General features: G+C 61.2%; 15 protein-coding genes. 9 read left to right on the top strand and 6 right to left on the bottom strand.

Annotated features, from left to right (window positions below; all coding sequences use genetic code 11):
• Window positions 1-3 precede the first annotated feature (3 nt).
• Window positions 4-1,188, bottom strand: a complete 1,185-nt coding sequence (locus ACN9MZ_RS15285; protein ID WP_426337849.1) for an MFS transporter — start codon at window positions 1,186-1,188, stop codon at window positions 4-6.
• Window positions 1,143-2,243 (bottom strand): chorismate synthase, encoded by a 1,101-nt coding sequence (gene aroC / locus ACN9MZ_RS15280; RefSeq protein ID WP_426342909.1) that lies wholly within the window; start codon window positions 2,241-2,243, stop codon window positions 1,143-1,145. Before aroC ends, ACN9MZ_RS15285 begins: the two co-directional genes overlap by 46 nt.
• A 213-nt stretch (window positions 2,244-2,456) precedes the next feature.
• Here aroC and ACN9MZ_RS15275 point away from each other — a divergent pair, with 213 nt between their 5' ends.
• Complete coding sequence (locus ACN9MZ_RS15275; protein ID WP_426337848.1) at window positions 2,457-4,718, top strand: GGDEF/EAL domain-containing response regulator; 2,262 nt, start codon at window positions 2,457-2,459, stop codon at window positions 4,716-4,718.
• Between the two features lie 174 nt (window positions 4,719-4,892).
• On the opposite strand, the gene ACN9MZ_RS15270 is transcribed toward ACN9MZ_RS15275, so the two are convergent.
• The 3 genes from ACN9MZ_RS15270 to ACN9MZ_RS15260 all read right to left on the bottom strand — a co-directional run bounded on the left by ACN9MZ_RS15270 (window position 4,893) and on the right by ACN9MZ_RS15260 (window position 7,726).
• The gene (locus ACN9MZ_RS15270) at window positions 4,893-6,551 is read right to left on the bottom strand and encodes an AIPR family protein (protein WP_426337847.1); all 1,659 of its coding nucleotides are present in this window, start codon (window positions 6,549-6,551) and stop codon (window positions 4,893-4,895) included.
• Window positions 6,552-6,657: 106 nt separating this feature from the next.
• Window positions 6,658-6,939: a hypothetical protein gene (locus tag ACN9MZ_RS15265; protein WP_426337846.1), complete on the bottom strand. Its 282-nt coding sequence runs from the start codon at window positions 6,937-6,939 to the stop codon at window positions 6,658-6,660.
• Window positions 6,940-7,267: 328 nt separating this feature from the next.
• Window positions 7,268-7,726, bottom strand: coding sequence for a CBS domain-containing protein (locus tag ACN9MZ_RS15260; protein ID WP_426161414.1), 459 nt, complete (start codon window positions 7,724-7,726; stop codon window positions 7,268-7,270).
• Window positions 7,727-7,871: 145 nt separating this feature from the next.
• Here ACN9MZ_RS15260 and ACN9MZ_RS15255 point away from each other — a divergent pair, with 145 nt between their 5' ends.
• Together ACN9MZ_RS15255 and ACN9MZ_RS15250 are read left to right on the top strand one after the other, a co-directional pair.
• On the top strand, window positions 7,872-9,182 hold the full coding sequence (locus ACN9MZ_RS15255; protein WP_426337845.1) for an O-acetylhomoserine aminocarboxypropyltransferase: 1,311 nt from the start codon (window positions 7,872-7,874) through the stop codon (window positions 9,180-9,182).
• A 2-nt stretch (window positions 9,183-9,184) separates the two neighbouring features.
• The gene (locus tag ACN9MZ_RS15250) at window positions 9,185-9,973 is read left to right on the top strand and encodes an alpha/beta fold hydrolase (RefSeq protein ID WP_426337844.1); all 789 of its coding nucleotides are present in this window, start codon (window positions 9,185-9,187) and stop codon (window positions 9,971-9,973) included.
• 9 nt (window positions 9,974-9,982) lie between these two features.
• On the opposite strand, the gene ACN9MZ_RS15245 is transcribed toward ACN9MZ_RS15250, so the two are convergent.
• Window positions 9,983-11,335: a YihY family inner membrane protein gene (locus tag ACN9MZ_RS15245; RefSeq protein WP_426337843.1), complete on the bottom strand. Its 1,353-nt coding sequence runs from the start codon at window positions 11,333-11,335 to the stop codon at window positions 9,983-9,985.
• A gap of 53 nt (window positions 11,336-11,388) precedes the next feature.
• Here ACN9MZ_RS15245 and wrbA point away from each other — a divergent pair, with 53 nt between their 5' ends.
• The 6 genes from wrbA to ACN9MZ_RS15215 are packed head-to-tail and all read left to right on the top strand — an operon-like array spanning window position 11,389 to window position 17,868.
• The gene (gene wrbA / locus ACN9MZ_RS15240; protein ID WP_426337842.1) at window positions 11,389-12,003 is read left to right on the top strand and encodes an NAD(P)H:quinone oxidoreductase; all 615 of its coding nucleotides are present in this window, start codon (window positions 11,389-11,391) and stop codon (window positions 12,001-12,003) included.
• On the top strand, window positions 11,996-12,397 hold the full coding sequence (locus ACN9MZ_RS15235) for a DUF2069 domain-containing protein (protein ID WP_426337841.1): 402 nt from the start codon (window positions 11,996-11,998) through the stop codon (window positions 12,395-12,397). Before wrbA ends, ACN9MZ_RS15235 begins: the two co-directional genes overlap by 8 nt.
• Window positions 12,398-12,399: 2 nt before the next feature.
• On the top strand, window positions 12,400-13,812 hold the full coding sequence (locus ACN9MZ_RS15230) for an FAD-binding oxidoreductase (RefSeq protein ID WP_426337840.1): 1,413 nt from the start codon (window positions 12,400-12,402) through the stop codon (window positions 13,810-13,812).
• Window positions 13,809-14,234 carry a DUF4124 domain-containing protein gene (locus tag ACN9MZ_RS15225; RefSeq protein WP_426337839.1) on the top strand — a complete coding sequence of 142 codons (426 nt, stop codon included), beginning with the start codon at window positions 13,809-13,811 and terminating at the stop codon, window positions 14,232-14,234. Before ACN9MZ_RS15230 ends, ACN9MZ_RS15225 begins: the two co-directional genes overlap by 4 nt.
• On the top strand, window positions 14,222-16,801 hold the full coding sequence (locus ACN9MZ_RS15220; RefSeq protein WP_426337838.1) for an FtsX-like permease family protein: 2,580 nt from the start codon (window positions 14,222-14,224) through the stop codon (window positions 16,799-16,801). The genes ACN9MZ_RS15225 and ACN9MZ_RS15220 overlap by 13 nt, the downstream gene beginning before the upstream one ends.
• Window positions 16,801-17,868, top strand: a complete 1,068-nt coding sequence (locus ACN9MZ_RS15215) for a lipocalin-like domain-containing protein (RefSeq protein ID WP_426337837.1) — start codon at window positions 16,801-16,803, stop codon at window positions 17,866-17,868. The genes ACN9MZ_RS15220 and ACN9MZ_RS15215 overlap by 1 nt, the downstream gene beginning before the upstream one ends.
• The last annotated feature ends 8 nt before the right edge of the window (window positions 17,869-17,876 follow it).

Below are 17,876 nucleotides of genomic sequence, written 5' to 3'. Positions count from 1 at the left end.
GTGCTAGCGCTGCCAGCGGTAGCTCAGTGCAGCAGCGATGGCGCCCGTCGCCACCAGCCCCGACGCAACGTAGTAAATGTATTGCGGCCCCGCGCCCTGCCAGACCTGGGTCAGCGCCAGGCTGCCGACGCTGGCCCCGACGCCATAGGAAATGCTGATGTACAGCGCCTGCCCGCGCGCCTGCAAGGCGCCGCCGAACCAGCGTTGCATGGTCTGCACCGAGGCCGAATGGTGCAGCGCGAAGGTCGCCGCGTGCATCAGCTGCGCCGCAACCAGCAAGGCCAGAGACTGCGCGCCTGCCCCGATCATGGCGAAGCGCAGCACACCGAACGCGAAGCAGGCATACATCAGGCGCCTGGCGCCAAAACGTTTGAACAGCGGCGCCTGGAAATAGAAGCAAAGCACCTCGGCCACCACGCCCAGCGACCACATCAAGCCGGTGACGGTCTTGCTGTACCCCTGCTTTTCAAGATACAGCGAGTAGAAGGTGTACAGCGAAGCGTGGGCCGAAACCATCAGCGCAGTGGAGGCGAAGAATGCCAGCACTTCCTTCTTGCGCAGCACCGCCAGCAAGGCCGGCGGCTTGCCTGCATGGGTCAGGCGCGGCACGTCCTTAAGGCGGAAGGCTGCCCCCAGCACGCATACCAGCAGTACCCCGCAGAACCAGACCAGGGCGCCCGTGCCTTGCCAATCCATCAGGAACGAGGCCAGCATCACGGTGATGATGAAGCCGATCGAGCCCCACAGGCGGATGCGCCCGTAGTAGGTGAGGTCGCCGCGCATCTCTGACAGCATGAGCGCTTCGCACATCGGCCCTTGCGCGCTGGTGAAAAGATTGAGCAGGACCATCGCTGCGAAGAAATGCGCGAAGGTGGAACCGAAGACGAAACCGGAGAACGTCACCAGCGCCGCAACGCCGGTCAGGCGCAGCACGAAGACGCGCCGTTCGGAATGGTCGGCGACGTAGCCCCATAGATTGGGACCGAAGATCCGCAACACCTGGATCAGCGACATCAGGACGCCGATCTGCGCTACCGACATCCCCCTACCCTGGAAATACAGGCTGGCGTAAGTCGAAAATGTTCCGGCGTATGCGTAATAACAGAATAGGAAAAGCGCGAATCCGAAGGCCTGCGCGGGGATCACGCTTTGCTGATATCGGGCGTGGAGACTTTGACGTCGCCGCATTGGGCGCGGTGCATCAAGGCGTGATCCATCAGCACCAGGGCCAGCATTGCTTCGGCAATCGGGGTGGCCCGGATGCCAACGCACGGATCATGGCGCCCAAAGGTTTCCACCATCACAGGGTTGCCTTCCTTGTTGATCGAACGGCGCGGCGTACGGATCGAAGAAGTTGGCTTGATGGCGATCGATACCGTAATGTCCTGGCCAGTCGAAATTCCGCCCAGCACGCCGCCGGAGTTATTGCCGACAAAGCCTTCCAGGGTCAGTTCATCGCCATGCTCGGAGCCGCGCTGCGCCACGCTATCGAAGCCCGCGCCGATTTCGACGCCTTTCACAGCATTGATGCCCATCATCGCGTAGGCGATATCGGCGTCCAGCTTGTCGTAGATTGGCTGGCCCAGGCCAACCGGCACGTTGCGCGCCACCACGTCGATGCGGGCGCCGATGGAATCGCCATCCTTGCGCAGGCCGTCCATATAGTCTTCCATGCGTTCGATCAGGGCCGCGTCGGAAGTGGCAGCAAAGAACGGGTTGGAAGGCACGTGCTCGAAGCTCTCGAACGGCACTTCGATCTCGCCCAACTGGCTCATGCAACCGGCAAATTCGGTACCGTACTTCTCCTTCAGCCACTTCTTGGCAATGGCGGCGGCGCCCACCACCGGCGCGGTCAGGCGCGCCGAGGAGCGGCCGCCGCCGCGCGGATCGCGCACGCCGTACTTGTGCCAATAAGTGTAGTCGGCGTGGCCGGGACGGAAGCTCTCCGCGATATTGCCGTAGTCCTTGCTGCGCTGGTCTTCGTTCTTGATCAGCAGCGCGATCGGGGTACCGGTCGTGACACCCTGGTACACGCCGGACAGGATCTGTACCGTGTCAGGTTCCTGGCGCTGCGTCACGTGGCGCGAAGTGCCAGGCTTGCGGCGATCCAGTTCCGGCTGGATGTCTGCCTCGCTCAGCGCCAGGCCCGGCGGGCAGCCGTCGATGACGCAACCAATTGCTGGACCATGGGATTCGCCAAAGGTGGTGACGGTAAACAGCTTGCCAAAGGAATTGCCGGACATGATGGAGACGATGAGTAGTAGCTGGGAGAAACTCCCCATTCTAACCCGATATGGCAAAACTCGCAGGGAGTAGCTTTTTTGCCTACAAGTTTTTATGAAACTAGCACGCCGCTATTCGTTAACATCCATGAAAGTGTTTTAATGGTCGTTCTCAGGAATAATTCGCTATATACTAAGTTGTAAGAACACCGAGACACCTTGGAGAAGCGACAAATGCCCCCTTCGATCACGGCGCCCGATGGCGGCCACGACGATCAGGACGATCTGGTTTTCTTAGAAGAGCACACGGCTCAGCCAGCTCTCCCCACACAGCGCAATGTCTGGCGCGTGATGATTATCGATGACGACGAAGACGTCCATTCGACGACCACGTTCGCCCTCGGCAATCTGGACATGCAGCACCGCCCCCTGGAATTCGTGCACGCTTACTCCGCCGCGCAGGCGCGCGAGATGCTCAAGCACGAACAGGAAATCGCCGTGATCCTGCTTGATGTAGTCATGGAGCAGGATGACGCCGGTTTGCACCTGGTGCGCTATATTCGCGAAACACTGAAGCTGGCTGACGTGCGCATTATCCTGCGCACCGGCCAGCCTGGCTACGCGCCCGAAATCGATGCGATCCGCGATTTCGACATCAACGACTACAAGACCAAGTCTGAACTGACGCGCATCAAGCTGTTCACCACCGTGACGGCCGCGATCCGCTCCTATGAGCAGATCCGCAATATCAACGAAAGCCGGCGCGGCCTGGCGCGCATCGTCCATTCCAGCACGGAGCTGATGGCGCTGCACGGGGTGCAGAATTTCGCCTCCGGCGTGCTGTTGCAGATCGCTGAACTGCTTGGCCAGGAAGCGCATGGCGTGCTGTGTGTGCAGGAATGCCCGGATGCCGGATGCCATGAGCTTGTTGTCATGGCGGCCACCGGCAGCCACCATAACCTGTCCAATTCCCAGCTCACGGCAAGTGAGGACCCGCGCGTACACAAGGCGATGGAGGAATGCCTGGCCGCGCGCCGCAACATCTATTGTGGCGACAGCATTGCGCTTTACTTTGCCGGCAAGGCGAGCCGCACCTTTGTGGCATTCATGGATGTCTCGCGCGCACCGAGCCCGCTGGAAGAAAGCCTGCTCGATGTCTTTTGCAGCAATGTGGCCGTGGGGCTCGACAACGTGGAACTGGTCTCGCACCTGCACACGGCGGCCTTCTACGACAACCTGTCCAAGCTGCCGAACCGCACCCGCCTGATCGAAATCCTCGATGCCACGCTGGCCGGACCGGCCAAGCAGGACGCCACGCTTTGCCTGGTCGACCTCGATCACTTTGCCGAGACCAACGATGCGCTGGGCCACGAATTCGGCGACTTGCTGCTGTCCGCGGTTGCGGCCCGCCTGCAGAACAGCCTCGGCAAGCAATTAACCGTGGCCCGCATTGGCGGCGACATCTTCTGCGTTCTGGGCGATGCCGGCCAGGTCAATCCGGCCAATATCATCGCCCTGTTCGCGACGCCATTCAGCATCGATGGCCAGGATGTACAGCTTTCCGCCACGCTCGGCCTGGTGCGCCTGCTGGAACACGATGGCAGCGGCGCCGATGCCCTGAAAGATGCCGATATCGCGCTGAAGCGCGCCAAGACCCAGCAGCGCGCCGGCCACTTCTACTTCTCGCGCAGCATGGGCGTGGAAATCCGCGAGCGCGTGCGCATGATGCACGCCTTGCGCACCGGTTTCAGCCAGAACCAACTCTTTGTTGTCTATCAACCGCAAGTCGATCTGGAAACGCGGCGCCCGATGGGTGCGGAAGCCCTGCTGCGCTGGCAGACACCGGACGGCAAATTCGTCTCGCCTGACCGATTCATTCCCATCGCAGAGTATTCGGGCCTGATCATCGACCTTGGCGAATGGGTGATGCGCACCTCGATGCAGGAACTGGTGGCGCTGCGCGCCGCCGGACATACCGAATTCACCATGTCGATCAATGTGTCACAGGTGCAGTTCCGCCACCCGCACTTCATGGAAACGCTGCGCAATGCCCTTCACGATACCGGCGCACCGCCGGAGTATGTGGAGCTTGAGATCACCGAATCGATGGCGATGGAAGAACCGGACATGTTGATCAAGATGCTGGCGCAGATCAAGCAGACCGGCGTGACCATTGCGATCGACGACTTCGGCACCGGCTTTTCTTCACTGTCCTACCTGCAGCGCCTGCAGGTCGACCGCCTGAAGATCGACCGCGCCTTCGTCACCGAGATTACCAATTCAGCGCGCGGCAGCAGCATTGCCGAAATGGTGGTGCAACTGGGCCGCAACCTCGGCCTGGCAGTGATTGCGGAAGGCGTGGAGGACGAACGCCAGGCGCAAATCCTGCACGCCCTGGGCTGCCCGCTCGGCCAAGGCTTCCTGTTCGCCCGGCCAATGACTGGCGAAGCGTTGGTCGGCTGGCTAAGCGACGACGCCCTCGCTGGTGTTGCTTGATGTGTAGCAGCCAGAGGTTGAGCTGGCAGTTGGGCGGCAGATACCGCCCCAAAGCGGCCCCAGCCTCAAGGATGAAATTCTTCCCAAACAGTTATTCTTCTCTGTTTCTAAGGTAAGATTTCAGTGCAAGCGGTGTGGTAGGTGAAGCCATTGAGGTAGCTTTTCTAGGCTCAACTAAATCTTCTTCGCGAGATCTCTGCATTTGCTCAAGTTCTTGAAGAGGCTGGACGGATAAGAGTCTGCAAAGTGGGTTTTTACGCCAGCGATGACTTTGTCGACCGTTGATGTCGTCGTATCCTTTATTTTCTGCTCGACCTCGGCAAATGGAGTGCTCATGCTCATATTAAGAGCGCGAATAGCCGCCCATTGAATAAAACGATTGCCGTGTACGCAGATCAATCGGTCTCGACCTGATTTTTGCTTTGTAGAATTTTGAAGAGCATCGTCAACAGCGCGTAGTATTTTGACGACCTCCCAAATACTTGGACCATTTATTCCTGAGTTAAAGAGAATCTTATATGGTGGCTTTGCGATATCGTCCCACAGCTTACTAATCTCCCGTTTTGCTTGAACAGAAAGCGATACATCCGCTTGTGCACAGGCCAAAGCCACCGTGGCTTCGGTCAAATCAAATCGCTGTCCCAATGTCCCAGTACCAGACCCCGCCTTATAAAAGTACTCCACACCTTCTATATGCAATTCTTGTCGAATTCGTTCTTGTTGCGGATCTAATGCGACAAAATCTCGCTTTTCAATGGCATTTTGAGTGTTAGTATATCTTGTTACCTCAGCTGCAAAGTCAGATTGACTCTCCAGACTGGTGATAATTCGTAAAGGGACCATTGCTGACGATACCTTTTCCTCATCCTTGAGATAAGCGGAGTGTATAGACCCGACTGTTTGCGCGCCGTTAACTACTGAAAAGCCAGCACACTCAAAGATTCCAGAATCCGTCGAGTTGCCCCCGATAGGCTTCTTTTTAACTTCCGATGCAATAGCTGTGATCCCGTTGTTGAAGTACCAAAACGACTCTGGGCGAGCGGTCAATGTCGTAACCAAATCCTGGTTCACGTTAGTTCCGACCAATACTTGCCGAAGATTTTTCTCGAATAATCGGTTGCCGTTCGCTGCATACCAAGCTGCGACGTCTGCCGCACAGACCTGCCCATAGATTGCATGATGGGGTTCTCGGATCTGTCCCCATGAAGAAAGTTGAACTTCCACTCTTATCGGTACACCTGCGACGCCTGCTGCGACTGCTTTGTGAAGCATTTGCTGATTCAAAACACATAACGACATTAGTTCAGATGTGTCGTTTTGCGAAGTAACATACTCTTCGAGCGGCCCAGCCACCTCCCGATTCAACGCCTCCTGCCCAGTGTGTGCTAATACCAACATAAACCGTGCATTGGCGTCGTACAGTGCTAACTCGATGTCCGCCTGTCTCGCAAGTACGCGCTGGTTAAATCCAGAGAGATCATTATCAAGTATCTTGCGAACACCCTCGATAAACTTTAGCGCGTCACCAAGCTCGATAGAGCCATGCCCATCATCGTGCCACTTTGTCTGAACGAGATAGAGGGTACGTTCATTAGTGTCGAAATAAATAAGATCTACACCGCCATCCTTGCTTCCATCGGTAATGAATTGGGTCAGCCCTTTCAAAGGCGCATCAGTCAAAGAGGAAACCGCGAGTATGCCTAAGCCTCGTGTAAGGAATGCTTTGTCTATCACAGCTTGGTCGGAATGAGACTCGTAATCCGACATGTCTATCGCACCAGCCAAATGACTGTTGATATAACCTTGTATCTGCTTTACGTGAAGCTTTGACATCTCACTCCCCAAATGTTTTCAAATTGCGCCATCAAATGACCGCTTATGGCCGCAACCCGATGTAGCTGGAAACGACGCATCGCTTAGGTTAGCGGAATTGTTATGCTTAGTCATCAGGGCCACTAATAGGCAAATCCTCGCCGAGTAATTCCAGGCCACCTATCGCGCCGTCATATCGCTCAGCGTCACCAAGTTTGTGTGCGGACCATAGGCAGACCAACAATGCGGCAGCGCCCAACGTATAGCACCAAAAAGCCTCGACTCCACGAGGAGAGCGAAGCAAGTAATCCAATAGAGTACCAGCAAGGATGGCGCCAAAGAAGGTGAAAATAATCTTCCACTTTCGTTCGAAACGCATAAATTCTTCGGTGCTCAATAAATCAACCACGATTTCTTTCCTTCAAAATGGAATTTTCCGACACGAACAGTTTTCACACATCGACAAACCGCGCCCACTGTCTGGCGCAAGTCATTACGCTTAAATGCTGGGCTGAACCGCACCTTTAAGCAACAGTCTGCTCATGGCCGGAAGCGCCGGTCCAGGGCGCTAGGCCCAAAGGAAACCTGTTAAATAGGACAAGCCCTTCAATAAGAGATTGACGCGAATCCGATGTCGAATGGAAGCCAATTCGACCGCAATTCAACCTTAATGATCATGTCGGCGAACGCATAAAACAAAAGCCGCCCGCAGGCGGCTTCGCTTGCAGATGCCAGTGTCAGCTTTCCGACTTTTCCTCTTCCTCGGCCGGCCAGTCGCGGATATACGCCTTTAGCATGCGATTCTCGAAGCTTTGCGCTTCCAGCACGGCACGGGCCACGTCGTAGAACGAGATCACGCCCAGCAGGGTCTTGGCATTCATCACCGGCAGGTAGCGCGCGTGCTTTTCCAGCATGATGCGGCGCACTTCATTGACTTCAGTGTCCGGGGTCACGGTGATCGGATGGTCGTCCATGTGCTTGCGCACGGTGCCGCCGCCGACCGAGCCCTGGTTCGCGTGCAGCGCCTTCAGCACTTCGCGGAACGTGAGCATGCCCACCAGGTCACCGTATTCCATCACCACCAGCGAACCGATGTCTTTTTCGGCCATGGTGTTCGCCGCTTCGACCAGCGGCTGGTCCGGAGTGATTGTATAGAGGATGTTCCCTTTGACTTGGAGGATTTCAGATACTTTCATTTTGGGCCGTCCTGTCCGGTGGTGATTATGGTTTTATTGTAAGCCTTACCATCGAATTTAGCGTATGCCAAGTGAAAAATCCAGAGTTAGATTAATCAAAACGCAACAGTATTCACGAGCTAAATAACACGATAGCATGGCAACCATGACAACGCCAAATTATCCCGGGTTCGATACCCTCGCCCTGCACGCGGGCGCCACGCCAGATCCGGCCACCGGCAGCCGCGCGACTCCTATCCATTTCACGTCCTCCTTCGCTTTCCGCGATTCGGACCATGCCGCGGCCCTGTTCAATATGGAACGGGCCGGCCACGTGTATTCGCGCATCTCCAACCCCACCAATGCGGTGCTCGAGGAGCGCATGGCGGCGCTGGAGGGCGGCGTGGCAGGCATTGCCACCGCCAGCGGCCAGGCGGCCATGCACCTTGGCCTGGCCACGATTGCCGGCGCGGGCTCGCACATTGTCGCGTCGCGGGCGTTGTACGGCGGCTCGCACAACCTGCTCGGTTATACGCTGAAGCGCTTCGGCATCGAGACCACTTTTGTCGATCCGCGCGACCTTGACGCCTGGCGCTCTGCGATACGGCCCAACACCAAGGTACTGTTCGGCGAAAGCCTGGGCAATCCAGGCCTGGATGTGCTGGATATTCCCAACGTGGCGGCAATCGCCCACGAAGCGCACCTGCCGCTGATGGTCGACTCCACCTTCACCACGCCCTACCTTCTGCGGCCTTTCGCGCATGGCGCCGACCTGGTTTTCCATTCCGCCACCAAATTCCTGTGCGGGCATGGCACGGCGATCGGCGGCGTGCTGGTCGATGGCGGCACCTTCGACTGGCAGGCGGCTTACGAGGCAACCGGGCGTTTCGCCGAGCTGTGCGAGCCGTATGACGGTTTCCACGGCATGGTGTTTGCCGAAGAGTCGACCGTGGCAGCGTTTGCCCTGCGGGCGCGGCGCGAAGGCCTGCGCGACTTTGGGGCAGCCATGAGCCCGCACAATGCCTTTGCCATCTTGCAGGGCGTGGAAACGCTGGCGGTGCGCATGGACCGGCACGTGGCCAACACGCGACGCGTGGCGGAATTCCTGCTTTCCAACCAGGCTGTCGAATCGGTTATCTATCCGGAACTGGACAGCCACCCTGACCGCGCGCTGGCTGCCCGGCTGCTGCCCAAGGGCGCCGGCGCAGTCCTTTCCTTCACATTGAAGGGCGATCGCGCGGCCGGCAAGCGCTTTGTCGACAGCCTGAAGGTGTTTTCGCACCTGGCCAACGTCGGCGATGCCCGTTCGCTGGTGATCCACCCTGCTTCGACCACGCATTTCCGCGTGCCGGCCGACCAACTGGCGGCGTCGGGAATTGCGGAAGGCACCATGCGGCTGTCGGTGGGGCTGGAAGATGCCGACGACCTGCTCGAGGACCTTGCACGCGGGCTCAAAGCCTCGCAGAAAGGAGCTTGAGCATGATGTTCGGCGATTCATATTGCTACACCGGCGGCAAGGCCTTTGATCCGGCACTGCCGACGGTGGTCATGATCCATGGCGCCCAGAATGATCATTCGGTCTGGGCGCTGCAATCGCGCTACCTGGCACATCACGGCTTTGGCGTGTTGGCAGTCGACTTGCCGGGCCATGGCCGTAGCCGCGGCGCCGCGCTGCGCAGCGTTGAGGAGATGGCCGGCTGGGTGCTTTCCCTGCTGGACGCTGCCGGCGTCGAAAAGGCCGCGCTGGTCGGGCACAGCATGGGCTCCCTGATCGCGCTGGAGGCCGCCCATCGTGCGCCACAGCGCATAACGCGCCTGGCCCTACTGGGCGCCACCTATCCCATGAAGGTTTCCGATGCGCTGCTGGGGGCTGCGCGCGAAGCCGAAGGCGACGCCATCGACATGGTCAACATCTGGTCGCACAGTTCATATGCACAGAAACCGTCTTGTCCGGGGCCGGGATTTTATGTCAGCGGAATGTCGAAACGGCTGATGGAGCGCATCTCTGCGCAAGGCGAAGACCTGTTGTTCCACACTGATTTCACCGCTTGCAACAGCTATGCGAACGGCGACGCAGCTGCAGCCAGCGTGAGTTGCCCGGTCCAGTTCATCTTTGGCAGCAAGGACATGATGACGCCCCCGCGCAGTACCAAGGCTTTGCTGGCCGCGCTGCCGGATGCCAGGACCGTGACGGTCGATGCCGGCCACCAGATGATGGCCGAGCAGCCGGATGCCGTTCTAGACGCGCTGCTGGCTTTCCTGCGCTAAACCCTGCCCTCAGGCGGCGCCGAAGTGCGCCGCCAGTGTGGTGCCGAGCCCCGACTCCACCGCGGATTCGACCTGGCGCGCCAGGGTGGCGGCATCGCGGCTGGCCTGGCGGTCCGCTTCATCATCTGAATCGGCCAGCACGCCGGCGTTGAGCGACATGCCGCCAAATACGAACAGGCGATAGACGTCTGCCACCGTAATCTTGTGGACGTTAGCCAGCAGCACCCAATTGTCCGCACCTTCGCTGACACGCTTACCGAACTGCACGCGCGGCGGCGGCGCCATCTTCACCTTCGCCACCCAGCCGGGCACCAGCATCTTTTGCAGCAAAGCGTCCATTTCGTCGAAGCCAAGGCGGGTGCGTCCGCGCATCTCGGCCGAGCTGACGGCGGCGTTATCGCCCCGCTCGCGCGCCTCGTGCAGCACTTTCAGCACCGCCATGGCGTCCACGAATTCACCACCGGGCACCGCCTCATGCCACCAGCGCTCATATTTCACCACCGGCAGCGCCGCAGTCAGCAAGGCTCCCAGCAGCGTGATCAGCCAGGAAACGTAGATCCACAGGAGGAACAAGGGCAGCGCCGCCAGGGCGCCATAGATCTTCGAATAGGTTGGCGCCTGCGTAATGAAGATCGCAAAGCCGCGCTTGGCCAATTCAAAGGACACTGCCGCCAGCGCGCCGCCGCAAATCGCGTCGCGCCAGTCCACCATCCGGTTCGGCACCGTGATGTAGAGGAAGGTAAAGGCCAGGGTGGTCAACAGGACCGACAGCAGCGTATAGAAGACCGGCCCGGTCACCGTACCAACCAGGCCGCTGGTGGCATCGAACAGGTGGGTCGACAGGCTGATCGACACGCCGATCAGCAAAGGGCCAAGGGTGATCAGCGCCCAGTACACCAGCACGCGCCGCACCAGGCGGCGTTCGGTCTTGACGCGCCAGATGCGGTTGAAGGCGCGCTCGATCATGCTCATCATCGCGACCGATGTCAGCACCAGGGTCACCGCGCCGACCGCCGACAGCCGCGTCGCCTTGGCCGCAAACGTGGTCAGGTAGCCCAGGATGGTGCTGGAAATCGCTTTGGGCATCACGCTCTTGATGAAATACGCTTCCAGCGCGGTACGGAATGTATTGAACATCGGGAAAGTGGTGAAGATGGCCAGCGCGATCGTCAGGACCGGCACCAGCGCAAAAACCGTGGTAAATGTCAGGCCGCCCGCCACCTGGGGCAGGCTTTCCTCGCGCAGGCGGCGGCGCCCGAACTGGATCAGGTCATGCAGTTCGCCCCACGAGAGCGCACGCAGTTCAGCCACGCCTTTGGTGCAGGCGCGTGCTACGTTGGTATAGAGGGACTTGAAAACCATCAGTGAAGCTTATTAGTCATGCAACTTGTGTAAAGGGCCATATAATAGCAACGATGAACAGAACTGACCTCACAATTCTAATTTTGTATTATTCAAGGCATGGATCCGTACGCAAACTGGCGGAAATGATCGCCCAGGGCGTTGAATCCGTACCGGGCTGCGATGCCCGCCTGCGCACCGTGCCAGCCGTTTCCACCGTGACGGAAGCGACCGAGCCGGAAGTGCCGTTGGACGGCGCGCCCTATGTCGAATTGCAGGACTTGGAGCAGTGCGCCGGCCTGGCGCTGGGCTCCCCCACCCGCTTCGGCAACATGGCTGCGGCCATGAAATATTTTTGGGACGGGACGTCGGCGCAGTGGCTGTCCGGCACCCTGTCCGGCAAGCCGGCCTGTGTCTTCACCTCGACCGGTAGCCAGCACGGCGGCCAGGAGTCGACTTTGCTGACGATGATGGTGCCATTGCTGCACCATGGGATGATGGTCATGGGCCTGCCCTACACCCATCCCGAACTGATGACGACGACCAGCGGCGGCTCACCATACGGCGCCACCCATTGGTCGGGACTGGACGGCAAGAAGCCGTTCACGGAAGATGAGAAACGCCTGGCGATCGCGATGGGTCGCCGGCTGGCCGAAGCGGCCATCAAGCTGCGGGGACGAAATGAATAGCACGAAGCATAAACTTTTCCATTGGGGCGCCATCGCCAGCCTGGCTTTGCTCATCATCTGGAGCGTGGCCTGGGAAATGTGGTTGTCGCCGTTGAAACCGGGCGGTTCCTGGCTGGTATTGAAGGCGGTACCGCTGCTGTTCCCGCTGCTGGGCGTTATCAAGCGCGATATCTATACGCTACAGTGGACTTCCATGATGATCTTGGCCTACTTCATCGAAGGCGTGGTGCGCGCTTACGGCGACAAGGTCACGCCATGGCTTGGCTGGGGCGAAGTGGCCATTGTCGTGGTGTACTTCCTGTGCGCCATCCTTTATGTGCAGCCCTATAAGAAGGCGGCCAGGCAGGCCGCCCGCGAATTGCTGGAAAAGGTCAACACCAGCAAGACCAAGTAAACATGGATAATTCCGCTTTCCTGGGCGCTTGCCGCGCCCTGCTCGGCGACGCGCACGTCATTTCCGGTGAAGCCGATATGGCGCCTTTCCTGCGCGACTGGCGCGGACGTTTCACCGGCCGCGCACTGGCTGTGCTGCGGCCGGCCGATACAGAACAAGTCGCCGCCACGGTCAAGCTGTGCGTGGCAGCGCGCGTTCCGATCGTGCCGCAAGGCGGCAACACGGGACTGGTACTGGGCAGCGTGCCCGATGCCAGCGGAAACGCCGTGGTGCTGTCGCTCGCACGCATGCAGAAGGTGCGCAAGGTCGACGCAGTCAACCGCACCATGACGGTCGATGCCGGCGTGATCCTGCAACGAGCGCAGGAAGCAGCGGCCGAACAAGGCTGCCTGTTCCCGCTCTCGCTGGCGGCGGAAGGCAGTTGCACGATTGGCGGCAACCTGTCCACCAATGCCGGCGGCACCGGCGTGCTCCGGTACGGCAATACGCGTGAACTCTGCCTCGGGCTGGAAGTCGTCACGCCGCAAGGCGAGGTCTGGTCCGGCCTGCGCGGCCTGCGCAAGGATAATACCGGCTACGACCTGCGCGACCTGTTCATCGGCGCCGAAGGCACGCTGGGCATCATCACCGGCGCGGTACTCAAGCTATACCCGCAACCCAAGGCTTCGGTCACGGCGCTGGCGGCGATGGAATCGCCGGCGGCGGCACTGCGGCTGCTGTCGATCATGCAGGACCATTGCGCTGCGAGCCTGACCGGCTTCGAGCTGATGTCGGCGTTCTGCATGCGCCTGGTGGCCAAGCACTTCCCGGCACTGCCGCAGCCGTTGGCCGACAGCCACGGGCAATACGCCTTGCTGGAACTGTCCAGCAGCGAATCAGAGGCCCATGCGGCGGCGTTGCTCGAGCGCGCACTAGGCGCGGCCCTTGGCGAAGGCGTGGCCCAGGATGCTGTCGTTGCCAGCTCCGCAGCGCAATCGCGCGGGCTATGGGATTTGCGCGAGCATATCCCGCTGGCCCAGGCGGCCGACGGAAAGAACATCAAGCATGATATTTCGCTGCCGGTTTCCTCGATTGCAGAATTCATCGCCGCCACGGAACCGCAGTTGCAGGCCGCTTTCCCCGGTTGTCAGTTGGTGTGTTTTGGTCACTTGGGCGACGGCAACCTGCATTTCAACGTCGCACCGCCGGCTGGCGTGGCGAACGAAGACTTCCTGCATAGCCAGGAGGCGGTCAACCGCGTGGTGCACGATGCCGTGGCCGCCTATGGCGGCTCGATTTCGGCCGAACACGGGATCGGCGCCTTGAAGCGTGACGAACTGGCGCGCTACAAGTCGCCGGTAGAGTTGAACCTGATGCGGGCCATCAAGGCCGCATTGGATCCTTTGGGCCTGATGAATCCAGGGAAAGTCCTATGAAACTCTTGCCCTTGCTGCTGTTGGCGACGGTGCTGCCCGCAGGCGCGCAAGCCCTGCACAAGTGCACCGTCGATGGAAAAGTGAGCTACTCGCAGCAGCCATGCGAGAAAGGCGTCGCCAGCACGATCGCCGTGCCGTCGGCGCCGGCGCCCGATCCCGCCGCCGCATCGGACCTGAAGCGCCAGGAACGCGACGCCGAGAAAATGGCCAGCCAGCGCCGCAAAAAGGAAGCGCGCGAGGAGCGTGAAACCCTGGCCGAGGCACGGGCCGTTGCCAGCCATAACAAGAAATGCAAGAAGCTCCAGATGCAGCACAAATGGGCGGAGGAAGATGCGCGCGGCGCCACGCTCCAGAACACCGAACGCGCCAGGCTGAAAGCGAAACGCGCCGCAGACATGTACCATTTGGAATGCGGCGGCTGACGCGCTGGCTGGCCATTGGCGAATGGCGCGCGCACCCGGTGCGGGCGCTGACCGCTATTGCAGCGATTGCAATCGGGGTGGCGCTGGGGTTCGCCATCCACCTCGTCAACGCAGCTGCGCTGAACGAGTTCACTACTGCCGTCCACAGCTTGTCGGGCCAGGCAGATATTCAGGTCAGCGGCACCGAAGCCACGTTCGACGAGGGGGCCTATCCGATCCTCGCCCGCCTGCCGGAAGTGGCTGTAGCTTCGCCAGTACTTGAATTCGACGCTTCGTTGCCCGGTGCACGGCAAGCGCTGAAAATCATCGGCCTTGACGTGTTCCGGGCGGGCTTTATCACGCCGGACCTGATTGGCGCACCGGACGAAGAGCTGCCCTACGACACGCTGGCCGACGACGCGATCTTCCTGTCGCCCGCGGCCCTGAATTGGCTGCAATCGCGGCCCGGTGGTGAACTCCGGCTCCAGGCAGGCAGCCAGGTCGCCGTGCTGCGCGTCGCCGGTTCACTGCAACGTGCGCGCGTGGGGCAGCGTTTTGCGGTCATGGATATCGCTGCGGCGCAGTGGCATTTCCAGCGGCTGGGCAAGTTGTCGCGCGTCGATTTGAAGTTGCGCGATGGCGTCGATCGCGGCGCTTTCGAACGCTCGCTGTCCGCACGGCTGGAGCGCGAGTTCCCGGGCCGCTTCCGAGTAGGACAACCGAATGACGCGGAGCAGGAAAGCCGCAATGCGAATTTGAGCCGGGCCTATCGCGTCAACCTGAGCGTACTGGCCCTGGTCGCCCTGTTCACCGGCGCCTTCCTCGTATTTTCGTCGCAGGCCTTGTCGGTGCTGCGGCGTCGCAGCGAGTTTGCGCTGCTGCGGGTATTGGGGCTGGAACGCCGCCAGTTGATCCGCCAGGTGCTGCTGGAAGGCGCTCTGCTGGGCAGCATCGGTTCGGCGCTCGGCGTGGCCGGCGGCTATGCGCTGGCCGCTGCCGTGCTGCGGCTGTTTGGCGGCGACCTTGGGGCGGGCTACTTTGCCGGCGTCCAGCCAAGCGTGCAGTGGGCGCCGGTTGCGGCGCTGGCCTACTTCGGGCTTGGACTGGGCGTGGCCTTGCTTGGCGGCCTGGCGCCAGCCTTCGACGCGGCCCGCGCGCGGCCGGCCGTGGCGCTCAAGGCCGGCACCGACGAAACTGCGCTGCGGCCACTGTCGCGCCCCTGGCCCGGTTTGGCCTGTCTTGGCGCAGCCGGCGCCATGACGTTCGCGCCGCCGGTATTCGAGCTGCCGGTCTTTGGCTACCTGTCGATCGCCCTGCTGCTCGTTGGCGCCATTGCCCTGATGCCGCGCCTGTCCGGCATTGCCTTCAGCGCACTCTTCCACCATACGCTGCCCGGCAGCGCAGGCCCGCGCCCGTCCGCCAGCCCGGCGGCGGCAAATCCCGTGCTCGCCCTGGCTCTGGCACGCCTTGCCAACGCATCGGGCCAGGCCGGCATCGCGCTGGGCGGGGTGCTGGCGAGTTTCAGCCTGATGGTTGCGATGGCCATCATGGTTGCCAGTTTCCGTACCTCGGTCGATGAATGGGTGCTGCGCATCCTGCCGGCCGACGTGTACGCGCGCAGCGCCTCGGCCGGCGCCACCGGTGGCCTTTCGCCCGCCGAGCAGGAAACATTGCGCACGGTTCCCGGCATCGCCCGCATCGAATTCCTGCGCGTGCGCTCGGTCTCGCTGGCGCCCGATCGGGCCAACGTCGCCGTGCTGGCGCGCGATGTCGACCCCGCCGATCCTGGCCGCGCAATGGTCCTGGTCGAGGGGACGGCGCACGCGGCGATGGCGCCAGCGGCGGCGCCGCCGGCATGGGTCTCGGAAGCCATGTCCGACCTGTACGGCCTGCGGCCCGGCGCCTCGCTGCGCCTGCCGCTGCAGGGCAAGCCACACGAATTCCGTGTCGCCGGCGTCTGGCGCGACTATGCCCGCGCCGGCGGCGCCGTCATCGTCCGCCGCTCAGACTACATCGCCCTGACCGGCGACCGCGACGCCGGCGACGCCGCCATCTGGCTGGCCAAGAACGCCAGCCCAGCCCAGGTGCAGCAAAGCATCCGCAAGCTGCCCTTCGGCGAACTGGTCGAAACCAGCGTTCCCTCCGAGATCCGCAACCTGACGCTGAAAATCTTCGACCGCAGCTTCGCAGTGACCTATCTGCTGGAAGCGATCGCCATCGTCATCGGCCTGTTTGGCGTCGCCGCCACCTTCTCAGCCCAGACGCTGGCACGGGCCCGCGAGTTCGGCATGCTGCGCCATGTTGGCGTCACGCGCGGCCAGGTGTTGGGTATCCTCGCAGTGGAAGGCGCCGCCCTGACTACCCTCGGCATCCTGGCCGGCTTCGCCCTGGGCTGGGTCATCAGCCTGGTGCTGGTCCACGTCATCAACCCGCAATCTTTCCACTGGACGATGCAGATGCACTATCCCTGGCCGCTGCTGGCGACCGTCGCCCTGGCCCTGCTGCTGTCGTCGGCTGCAACTGCGCTTATCGCAGGCCGACAGGCCCTCTCCGGCGGTCCAATCCGCGCCGTGAGGGAGGACTGGTAATGCGCGCCCTGCTTTGCTTGCTGCTCGCGCTGGCGGTCAGCCTGCCGTTGAAGGCAGCCGACTTCACGCCCGTCACGCCTGGCGTCCAACTCCAGTTCCCGCGCGACTTCGGCGCCCACCCCGGCTTCAAGACCGAATGGTGGTACGCCACCGGCTGGCTCGGCACCGCCGACGGCCGCCAGCTCGGCTACCAGGTCACCTTCTTCCGTAGCAGCACCGGCCATGGCCGCGACAACCCGAGCCAGTTCGCACCGAAGGACATCATCGTCGCCCACGTCGCGCTGTCAGACCCGGCGCAAGGCAAGCTGCTGCACGACCAGCGCACTGCGCGCGCGGGTTTCGGCCTGGCCAGCGCATCCACCGAGGACACCAGAGTGCAACTGGATGGCTGGCGCATGGAGCGCGCCGAAGATGGCACTTATCATATCGACATCGACGCCGCTGCCTTCACGCTCGCGCTGAAGCTGCAGCCCACCCAGCCCGTCCTGCTGCAAGGCGACGCCGGCTTTTCCCGCAAAGGTCCCGGGCCGGAACAGGCAAGTTATTACTATAGCAAGCCACAACTGCGCACCAGCGGCACCCTCACCCGCCGCGGAACCGCGCCACAGGCCGTGCAAGGCGTCACCTGGCTCGATCACGAATGGTCAAGCCAGGTGCTCGATCCGGCCGCCGCCGGTTGGGACTGGACCGGCATCAACCTCGATGATGGCGGCGCCCTGATGGCATTCCAGATCAGGGACCGCCAAGGTGCTAAACTATGGGCCCACGCGACATGGCGCGATGCATCCGGTAAGATCACGCACTATTCGCAGGACCAGGTCAGTTTTACTCCGCAGCAGCGATGGAAATCGCCGCACACGCAAGCCGAGTATCCCGTCGCCACCCTGATCGCCACCGGCCCCGAACAATGGCAGGTCAGTCCTTTGCAGCAGGACCAGGAACTCGATTCGCGCCGCTCGACCGGCGCCGTGTATTGGGAGGGCGCGGTGACTGTCACGCGGGGCGGCAAGCCGGCGGGACGCGGCTACCTGGAGTTGACGGGTTATGTCCGTCCGATGAAACTTTGAACAAGAAC

This window comes from Pseudoduganella sp. S-14, from assembly GCF_049913285.1.
Lineage (GTDB): Bacteria > Pseudomonadota > Gammaproteobacteria > Burkholderiales > Burkholderiaceae_D > Rugamonas.
This window is presented reverse-complemented; position numbering and strand designations above follow the sequence as displayed.

Bases quoted from the DNA above. Each gene is read 5' to 3' on its own strand.
- ACN9MZ_RS15285 (WP_426337849.1), bottom strand. From the start codon at position 1,188: ATGCGGCGACGTCAAAGTCTCCACGCCCGATATCAGCAAAGCGTGATC.
- aroC (WP_426342909.1), bottom strand. From the start codon at position 2,243: ATGTCCGGCAATTCCTTTGGCAAGCTGTTTACCGTCACCACCTTTGGC.
- ACN9MZ_RS15275 (WP_426337848.1), top strand. From the start codon at position 2,457: ATGCCCCCTTCGATCACGGCGCCCGATGGCGGCCACGACGATCAGGAC.
- ACN9MZ_RS15270 (WP_426337847.1), bottom strand. From the start codon at position 6,551: ATGTCAAAGCTTCACGTAAAGCAGATACAAGGTTATATCAACAGTCAT.
- ACN9MZ_RS15260 (WP_426161414.1), bottom strand. From the start codon at position 7,726: ATGAAAGTATCTGAAATCCTCCAAGTCAAAGGGAACATCCTCTATACA.
- ACN9MZ_RS15255 (WP_426337845.1), top strand. From the start codon at position 7,872: ATGACAACGCCAAATTATCCCGGGTTCGATACCCTCGCCCTGCACGCG.
- ACN9MZ_RS15250 (WP_426337844.1), top strand. From the start codon at position 9,185: ATGATGTTCGGCGATTCATATTGCTACACCGGCGGCAAGGCCTTTGAT.
- ACN9MZ_RS15245 (WP_426337843.1), bottom strand. From the start codon at position 11,335: ATGGTTTTCAAGTCCCTCTATACCAACGTAGCACGCGCCTGCACCAAA.
- wrbA (WP_426337842.1), top strand. From the start codon at position 11,389: ATGAACAGAACTGACCTCACAATTCTAATTTTGTATTATTCAAGGCAT.
- ACN9MZ_RS15235 (WP_426337841.1), top strand. From the start codon at position 11,996: ATGAATAGCACGAAGCATAAACTTTTCCATTGGGGCGCCATCGCCAGC.
- ACN9MZ_RS15230 (WP_426337840.1), top strand. From the start codon at position 12,400: ATGGATAATTCCGCTTTCCTGGGCGCTTGCCGCGCCCTGCTCGGCGAC.
- ACN9MZ_RS15225 (WP_426337839.1), top strand. From the start codon at position 13,809: ATGAAACTCTTGCCCTTGCTGCTGTTGGCGACGGTGCTGCCCGCAGGC.
- ACN9MZ_RS15220 (WP_426337838.1), top strand. From the start codon at position 14,222: ATGCGGCGGCTGACGCGCTGGCTGGCCATTGGCGAATGGCGCGCGCAC.
- ACN9MZ_RS15215 (WP_426337837.1), top strand. From the start codon at position 16,801: ATGCGCGCCCTGCTTTGCTTGCTGCTCGCGCTGGCGGTCAGCCTGCCG.